The following is a 7,964-nucleotide window of genomic DNA, read 5'->3' as shown; positions in this document are numbered from 1 at the left end:
TTTTGGCGCAGCCAAACACAGCGAGAGGAGGTGCAGCGAAGCAAACCGTAGGCGCTGCCCCCCGGATGAATCCCGCAGCGAAGGAACCCGAGCCTAAGCGAGGGCCGAACGTCAGGGTAAAGCCCTTTGGTTACTTTGGGGCTTTTGCCAAAGTGACCGCCGTCAGGGCGGAACCCTAGGTGGCCGTTACCGCAGCAACGGATATTCACCCAAATCTCAATCAGAACGACGAACACTGCTGCGATACATAAAAACCAAAGCCAACCCCAGACAAACCATCGCCAACACCCGAGAAGACGAAAGCTCGATCGCCGGATTCCCCAGCCAGCCAAAATTATCGATCAACATCCCCATCCCCAGTTGCCCGACGATCACCGCAACAGTCGCCACCGCCGTGCCCACGACAGGCACAGCACCGACCATGACCATCATGTAAACCACACCAAACAGCGCCCCGCAGACCTGCCACTTTGGTACATCAAGCAAACTCACCGCATGCGCAGGTTCAAAAAACACAATCAACAACCCGGTGACCACAGCCCCGACGAAAAACGTCAGCAAACTGCTGCGCAACACCCCCACGGTCTCGCCCAAGCGTCCATTGATCGCCGCCTGCACACTCAACACCGCGCCAGCCAACACCACCACTGCCAACAAAATAACCAGACTCATCTCTTCAACCTCGCGCAATCAGAATCAATGCCACCACAATCAACACCAACGCCAGCCAGCGCTCGGCGTTGACCTTCTTGCGCGTCGCGCCGAACCAGCCGAAATGGTCGATCAGTACACTCTTGCCGACCTGCCCCGAGAGAATCGCGATCATCGTCATCGCAATCCCGATATGCGGCGTCGCCAGGGTCAGCACCACCACGTACATCGGCCCCAGAAATCCTCCGATCAACTGCCAGCGCGGCAGCTCGGTCAGCGCCGGGCCCTTTTGCGGCCCTGCGAACAACAGCAGCAAAAAACAGAATCGCCGAACCCACACCGAAGATGCTCAAGGTCGCCCACAGATGCCCGACTTGCTCACCCAATGGCCCAAGCAATCCGGCCTCCACCGACAGGCCCATGCCGGCCAGAATCACCAGCGGCAGCAACAACAGGCGCAACCACGACCGGGTAGCCGGTGCCGCCCCACTTACTTCATCCAGCGTTTGCATATTCAAATTCCCCTGCAAGTAAACGATGGCGCGGATTATCGGCTGGCGCCGCTGTGCGATAAATGGGAGCATCCAGACAACACTTTTGCGCAACTCGCACAACAGGACAGATTCATGCACGGGCTGAACGAACTGGGGTTCAAGACGTTGAGGCTGTTTGTGGCGGTGCTCGACCACGGCAGTTTCTCTGAGGTCGCCCGTCGCGAGGGCGTGGCGCCCTCTTCAATCTCGCGGCAGATCCAGTTGATGGAGCAGGCGCTGAACCAGCAACTGCTCTACCGCCACACCCGTGCCGTGACGCCGACCGAGGCCGGGCGCATGCTCGGTCACCATGCGCGGCTGGTGCTGGTGCAACTGGAAGAAGCCGAACAGGCGCTGCAGGAGCAGCAAAGCGAACCCACCGGGCTGGTGCGCATCAATGCGCCGGTGGTGTTCGGCAAGCGTCACTTGACGCCGTGGCTGGGGAAATTGTGCGCGCGCTATCCGAAGCTGCAACTGGACATCCAGCAGACCGACCATTATGTCGACCCGCTGCAGGAAGGTGCCGACCTGCTGTTTCGCATCGGCCCGCTGCACGATTCAAGCATGCAGGCGCGGATTCTGGCGCCGCACAGTTTTCAGGTCGCCGCCAGTCCGGCCTATCTGCAGCGCCACGGCCCCCCGCAACACCCGGAAGATCTGGCACAGCACTAGTGCCTGGCCTACAAAGGCGCAACCGGTCAGCAGCGCTGGTTCTTTCGTCAAGGTCAGGGCGACTGGACGCCGTACTCGGTCAAAGGCCCGATCACCGGCAACCACGCCGACACTCTCACCCAGGCCGCCGAACAAGGCCTGGGCCTGGTGATGTTTCCGTCATGGCTGATTGGTGAGGCGGTGCGTGAAGGCACGCTGGTGCCGGTGTTGCGCGAATATCAGGTGTCCAACAGTCTGGAGCCACAGCAGATTGCGGTGCTGTGGCCGGGTAGCCGGCGACTGTCGGTGAAGGTGCGTACGGTGATCGACTTCTTCATCGAATGTTTCGGCGAAATCCCCTACTGGGACAGACCCTGAGCCTTACACCGCCCCTGTAGGAGCTGCCGAAGGCTGCGATCTTTTGACTTTGATCTTTTAAAACCAAAATCAAAAGATCGTCCGAACGCGGCCCGAGCCTCCGGCAGCCCCTACACAAACATCTCAGGCAACAAAACAACGCATGCCCCACACGACATCCGCAATCAGCCTGAAACCCTGTGGGAGCGAGCCTGCTCGCGAAGGCGCCAGAACCGACACCCAATCAATCAGCAGGCACGCCCAGCACAAACATCACCCCTGCAACTGCAAATTATCCAACGCCCGATTCACCGCCAACTCCCCGAGCATAATCAACTGCGCAATCCCCAACAGCGCCCGACGCTGCGACGCCGGCACCAAACTGGCAATGTTCTGCGCGATGTTTTTGGCCGAAGCAAGCGTCTCACTGGCATCCACCAGCAGCTCTTCGGTTTTGTTGTCCGCCGTCACGGCATACATCCCACGGGTTTACGCGGCGGTGGCGTGGACCCGGGCGCACAGAGGTAATGATCGAGCGCGCGGTCGGCGGCTTCGTGGAGTTTTTTTGAATCGATGGATTCGTAGGGGGAAACCGAAGCGGTTTCGGGTGGGTTGGGTGTTGGTTTGATCATGGTGAAGCTCCTTGATGACTGGAGCCGCCACTGTTCGCGGTCAAACAAACAGGGTGGCAGCTGTACGCGGGTTGACCGACCGGACATCAAGGAATCCGGCACACCCGAAGGTGTCCCACGCACAGCCGCCGCGACATGATTTCAGACAATGCCTGAACACTCGCAGAACGCTCGCGCGCCTTGATATTGGGCGGACGGTCAAATCCGATCACTGATTCGTCAGCGACCGAACCACAATAGAACCCACCCCCAAGGCGCACAAGCCGGCGGATTCTGGCGTAGCTGTAGGCAATGGCGCAAGGATATGTAGCCTGAGAGAGTGTCTGGAGATGTCTTTTTAAACGTTGGTGTTTACCAAGACATCACTGCTTTTCATCTCCGATTAAAATGCCCTGTCGCTTAAGCCCTAGCGTTCCCCCTCCCTCGGTTAGGCAAGCGAACTGTTCAACAATTCGCAGACATGCATCGTCCCTCTGATCCGCAACAGCCTTGATTACGCGGCGTGGGACAAGCGCCGTGAGCTGGCCAAGACCATTAAGCCGATTTATCAAGTCCTCAATGCCGGTGTCGCCGGAAAGGCTTTGGACGCCTTCGAAACGGGGCCGTAGGGCAAGCAATATCCGACGACAACGGCGGCTTGGAGGCGCGCCTGGGAGCCGGTTATCCCATTTTTTGTGTTTCCGCCCACGATACGCAAAGTGATCTACAACACCAACGCCATCGAACGCATCAATGCGCAGTACGCAAGATCATCAAGACAAGGGCCACTTCCAACCGATGAGGCGGCGACAAAACTGATTTGGCTGGCACTGCAAAACATCACCGCCAACTGGGGCAGCGCCGCCCATGACTGGAAAAGCGCCATGAATCAGTTTGCTGTTTTATACGGAGACCGATTCATCAGACCGAACTGGCGAAATGAAGGCCTGCCTGACGGAAGGCCACTACCGGCCTCAATCTGACATTCTCTACCGGATTGATTGTCAAAAAAATCCGCACCACCTTCCTTTTTTCTTCAGTGCTATTTTTCGTGCCCGCGAAAATAAAAACTGGTTCCTTCGCCCTTTGCTAGGCTTCTCGCAAGTCAATTTTTGGCTGGAGCCTTAATCATGTCTGTATTGTTTTTTCTCCCATGGGTTGCAAGTCGTGGTGAGTTGCAGTGCGGTGAGCTGAGCATAATCCCGTACGAGCGCGAACAGGCTCCTAGAGAGATGAATGGCGTATCTCAAGAAGTCATTGATGCGATTCTTGGAAACTATGGAGATGTTGCTTACCCCCCACAGCCCCACGCCTTCACGAACATAAGACAAGCTACTTTACTAAGATGGAGCAGTGATGCCGACGGCCCCGATCTTTCCGAAAATCAAATCTTCGATCGTCTAGAGCAGGCTAGGTATATTGCTTTCTCCGCTCTAGCACAGAGGCGTTTTTTGTAGCCACGATGGTTACTGCAATGCTGCTGGCTATGACGTGATAGCTCAGCGTTTCGTTGTAGAAAGGCCAGGCTCTATATCAATAACCACACGACGGCGCGACGGTTTTACTCAAGCCTATATTAGTCGAACATCTTCCCCCAGATTCATACGTCCAGAGCACGTGGACAGTAGATTACTCCTCGGTATTGATGAGACATTACTGCGTGCACTTTTGGGGTTACCGACGAGTGAGTTTAAAGATCAAATTGATGATGCGATAGCTACATTTTTATTAGCCAACTCTGACTCTCCCGCTATGCCCGCACATACCGAGCTTGTATTAATGAGGTCCGCTTTCGAGGCTCTGCTCGACGCTTCGCATCGAGCATCAGATCTTTCGTACAAAATTTTGGCGACCATTTTGTCAACGAGTTACCGCATCCACCGCAGTGGGAAACTGGTGTATTTACACAGACAGTCTGGCGAGAAAGGTGGCCTCAAAATAGCCGCCCGCTTGATGCTTGGGTACAAGACTTTTGCAACGCAAGAAACTCTGCGGCGCACGGAAGCAGAGTGAACGGACAACCTTCGATTTGGGGGAGCCAAGACCACTTACTGTTTAGCTCTTGGTTATTCCCCCTAATGGTGAAAAAAATATTGGCTGACGCTGGGCTTTATCAGTTGAGGCAAGAAGACTTAACAGCCCGTAGGGGATGCGAGGCATTTTTTGCGCATGACTTACTGAGTCGTATTCATGAAAATAGTGACGAACGCTGGTGGAATCGAGTTGAGAGCAAAATCCTGCACTCAATATTTTCTGAAACATTACTCACACTTATGAAGCCAGAGAACAAATAGTAATGTGACTATAGTGGCTGCGACGCTCTTAAAGTCACGAGTAGCAGCCGACCTGGGATGGAAACTATCACTCAAAGTGGACGGACATATTTTCTGGAAACAGATCCACCCCTTTTACTCCAACAAATATCAAACAAAAAGCTAAACGTATGGAGCCTGGCAAAATAACTGAAATAGATATCAATGTAGAGGAGTTGGCAAACACTGAAATTTTGATAGCCGCTGCAGAAACAGAAGACGAAATGGGATGCGCGCTTCGATTTCATCTAATGCTAGAGCGACTCCTAACTTTCTACTTAAGAGAAAAGTGCAAAGGTAAAATTGCTATTTACGCAAAACCGCCGAGAGATCTTGAGCAGAAACTAGGTTTGGCCACCGCATTCGGTTCACCCCTCCAAAATTGCCGCAGTGTTCCATCACGTAAACGGCATGCGCAACAAGTTAGCTCATGGTTCAAAGAGTGCAATTGACAAAGGAGATATTCAGCAACTTTCGAGACTCGTGAACCTTTTGTCAGCTATTGGCCCTGAGTTTCACCCAATAGAAAAAGATACATCACCATTTACTCTAAGAATCCCGATGGAAAAATCAAATATGGAACAGGCGAGCCTCGCATCGATTTTTTAATTGCTAGCTTCGCATTTTGGGCTGTATCGACAAAAGCGCTCGTCATGGAAGCCGCGTTAAGCAAAGTAGCACACACAACACAATCAAATAAAGCCACCACAGAACGTTAAACCATACCAAATTAAAAAGTTACCAGACTATTTTCAAGGAAAATTTGACGAGTTTATTTTTCACTAAAAAAGGGCACTGACTTACTTTCAAGAAATAATTTAGCCCCCGTTTCTCACCATGCCATTGGAATTGAAATACTGGCGCAGCGGACACGGCTCAAGATCTCAAAAAACTTAGAGAGACTTGAGCACGCATTGCGAGACGAGATACATCAAAAATTTCGCAGCCCGATTTAACCAAAAACCGCTTAACTCATCGGGATAGCTTTGAAATTATATTTCTATTACGCGACTCTAAATACAACAACTCCCTGCTAACATTCTGCAATTGGCTTACTTGCTTTCCCTCTAAGTGCTTATTCAGCATTATATTATACCTTCGCTCCTGTTTCTCCTCCCCAACCAGTCTCCACTTCACGGAACTTAATCGAAAAAGACGAAGTAAATTTTCGGTATTTTTTCGCTCACAAAAAACCGACCACAGCACATCATGGCAAACTTTTGTAAACTCACGCAGATCTTCAGCGTGCAAATAATTATAGGAATCTATCAAGGCCCGCATATGTTTTTCCGTGACCGCATCACCGCTTTCAACATGCATCTTACCGAGCTCTAACGTTGCGCGCATATAATTATATTTATCATTTTCAATATCAGCACTCTTCACAACTTGCTGCAATATTTTCTTCTTCTCGTCTAAATCTTGCGTCTTACTTGCTATTGAGAGCTTTATATTATTAGCACCGACAAAAGATTTTTTTCTGCGAGCTTGAGCCTCTAATGAAATTAAAGAGGCAAGCGCTTTTGCTCGATTCGTTTCAAACGCCAATAAAAATTGCTTGTGCACTTAAAGCTGCCGCGCTTTTTTTTATCTATTTTTTATGCAAGCCAGAGCGGCATCGTAAGCCTCGTTATTTTCCTTTAAAGATCTGTGACACTTCGCCAAACAGAGATATATATTCTGAGTGATTTTACTTTTCCTAGAGTTAATAAGTAAGCATATGTCCCGCGCACGCTGATGCTGGGCTGTCATGCGCAATGATTGAGCAAGTTCGTAGTCAATATAATACGTATCGGGCTGCTCGCTCGCACTGACGAGCTGCGCCTTGATATCTTCACACAAAGATATTACAGCGTGATAATGATAACCGCTGCGCAGTTTCTTTATATAAGCATAGGACAGCGCGAGCGCACTATTTACTTTGCTTATCGCGCCATTAGCAACTGCACTCTGAACCTCCCTCAAGACCAGCATACTCGCATTGCCGATTTGCCAGGCCCCACAATTTCGATCACTAAATTTTATACCTTTGGGCTGTTTGATTCCGTTCGTAGCCCAATTAGCTCCAAAATAAATTTCCGTTGCTTTCCGACACGAAAATGACAACTCTACGTCTGACAGAATAGAGTATAAGTGCTCGCGAACCGACCGTCTAACCAGAAGTGCTTTTGGAGAGGACTCGTCTAGTTCGCCGATGTTCGGGAGTTCTACAAGATCTACTAGAGCAGCATCTATCAGAAAACTCGCATCTTTGGGATAGAACAGCTCTGTTTGCCCAAATCTTTTTACCGTGTCTAATATTTCTCCTCTTGGAAAAGTTGCCAGTGCTTTTAAAAGCCTAAATGCGCGGGCGACTGCTGGATCAGCGGATGTTTGAAGCTCTCTGATTGTTTTCGCCAGCCCTGATGGTGTGTCATCAATTACTGCGTCCTTGCCTACAACATCAGTATTGAGCATGGATATCTGAGATGCACCGACAATCTGGATATCTCTGAGAACCATGTCAATTCTGGAAGGAATCCCATCGGTATGACGATGTAGCCTTGATATAAACTGAGAGGAAATGGAGTTTGAATACCCCTGATTATGAGCCAACACATAAGACTTTGTATCTATCTCATCTAACGGCTTTAGTTCCACCACAACAAAAGCCGAGCTAATCGGCTTAAGTCTTGAAGTAGCTATTACATGGAGATCTGGGCAGTAGTCCAAAGCAGCGCTGATAAACTTTTCAACATCCGACTGTAATTGCCGGCCTATTTTATCTTTACCTTCGTAAATCGGAGCGTCGTCCAACAACAATACCGAAGTTGACTGCTCTGCTAACGCGTCAAGTAAGTCTCCAAAAW

5 protein-coding genes and 4 pseudogenes are annotated in these 7,964 nt (G+C 50.9%); 4 read left to right on the top strand and 5 right to left on the bottom strand.

Features of this window, described 5'->3' with window-relative positions; genetic code table 11:
- Positions 1–216 precede the first annotated feature (216 nt).
- Both HT737_RS25245 and HT737_RS25240 read right to left on the bottom strand, forming a co-directional pair.
- Positions 217–672 carry a DMT family transporter gene (locus HT737_RS25245; protein ID WP_098968038.1) on the bottom strand — a complete coding sequence of 152 codons (456 nt, stop codon included), beginning with the start codon at positions 670–672 and terminating at the stop codon, positions 217–219.
- 4 nt (positions 673–676) lie between these two features.
- Positions 677–1,163: pseudogene (locus HT737_RS25240) on the bottom strand (DMT family transporter).
- A gap of 114 nt (positions 1,164–1,277) precedes the next feature.
- On the opposite strand from HT737_RS25240, the pseudogene HT737_RS25235 reads away from it, so the two are divergent.
- A pseudogene (locus HT737_RS25235) lies at positions 1,278–2,213 on the top strand (LysR family transcriptional regulator).
- A 252-nt stretch (positions 2,214–2,465) separates the two neighbouring features.
- Here HT737_RS25235 and HT737_RS25230 read toward each other — a convergent pair.
- Positions 2,466–2,824: pseudogene (locus tag HT737_RS25230) on the bottom strand (DUF6124 family protein).
- A 455-nt stretch (positions 2,825–3,279) separates the two neighbouring features.
- Here HT737_RS25230 and HT737_RS25225 point away from each other — a divergent pair.
- The 3 genes and pseudogenes from HT737_RS25225 to HT737_RS25215 all read left to right on the top strand — a co-directional run.
- A pseudogene (locus HT737_RS25225) lies at positions 3,280–3,786 on the top strand (transposase); the annotation flags it as partial.
- A 147-nt stretch (positions 3,787–3,933) separates the two neighbouring features.
- Entirely contained in the window at positions 3,934–4,260 is a 327-nt protein-coding gene (locus tag HT737_RS25220; RefSeq protein ID WP_182404222.1) for a hypothetical protein, read from the top strand.
- A gap of 1,266 nt (positions 4,261–5,526) precedes the next feature.
- Positions 5,527–5,724, top strand: coding sequence for a hypothetical protein (locus HT737_RS25215; protein WP_182404221.1), 198 nt, complete (start codon positions 5,527–5,529; stop codon positions 5,722–5,724).
- Positions 5,725–6,087: 363 nt separating this feature from the next.
- Here HT737_RS25215 and HT737_RS25210 read toward each other — a convergent pair whose 3' ends face one another.
- Positions 6,088–6,681, bottom strand: coding sequence for a hypothetical protein (locus HT737_RS25210; protein ID WP_182404220.1), 594 nt, complete (start codon positions 6,679–6,681; stop codon positions 6,088–6,090).
- A gap of 21 nt (positions 6,682–6,702) precedes the next feature.
- Positions 6,703–7,964, bottom strand: a 1,262-nt coding sequence (locus tag HT737_RS25205; protein WP_220459503.1) for a hypothetical protein, incomplete at its 5' end; no start/stop codon positions are given.

It is taken from the genome of Pseudomonas sp. MD195_PC81_125, from assembly GCF_014060985.1.
Lineage (GTDB): Bacteria > Pseudomonadota > Gammaproteobacteria > Pseudomonadales > Pseudomonadaceae > Aquipseudomonas > Aquipseudomonas parakoreensis.
Note: the sequence above shows the minus strand (reverse complement) of the source record. Positions and strands in the feature narration are given on the sequence as shown.

Bases quoted from the DNA above. Each gene is read 5' to 3' on its own strand.
- HT737_RS25245 (WP_098968038.1), bottom strand. From the start codon at position 672: ATGAGTCTGGTTATTTTGTTGGCAGTGGTGGTGTTGGCTGGCGCGGTG.
- HT737_RS25215 (WP_182404221.1), top strand. From the start codon at position 5,527: ATGCGCAACAAGTTAGCTCATGGTTCAAAGAGTGCAATTGACAAAGGA.
- HT737_RS25220 (WP_182404222.1), top strand. From the start codon at position 3,934: ATGTCTGTATTGTTTTTTCTCCCATGGGTTGCAAGTCGTGGTGAGTTG.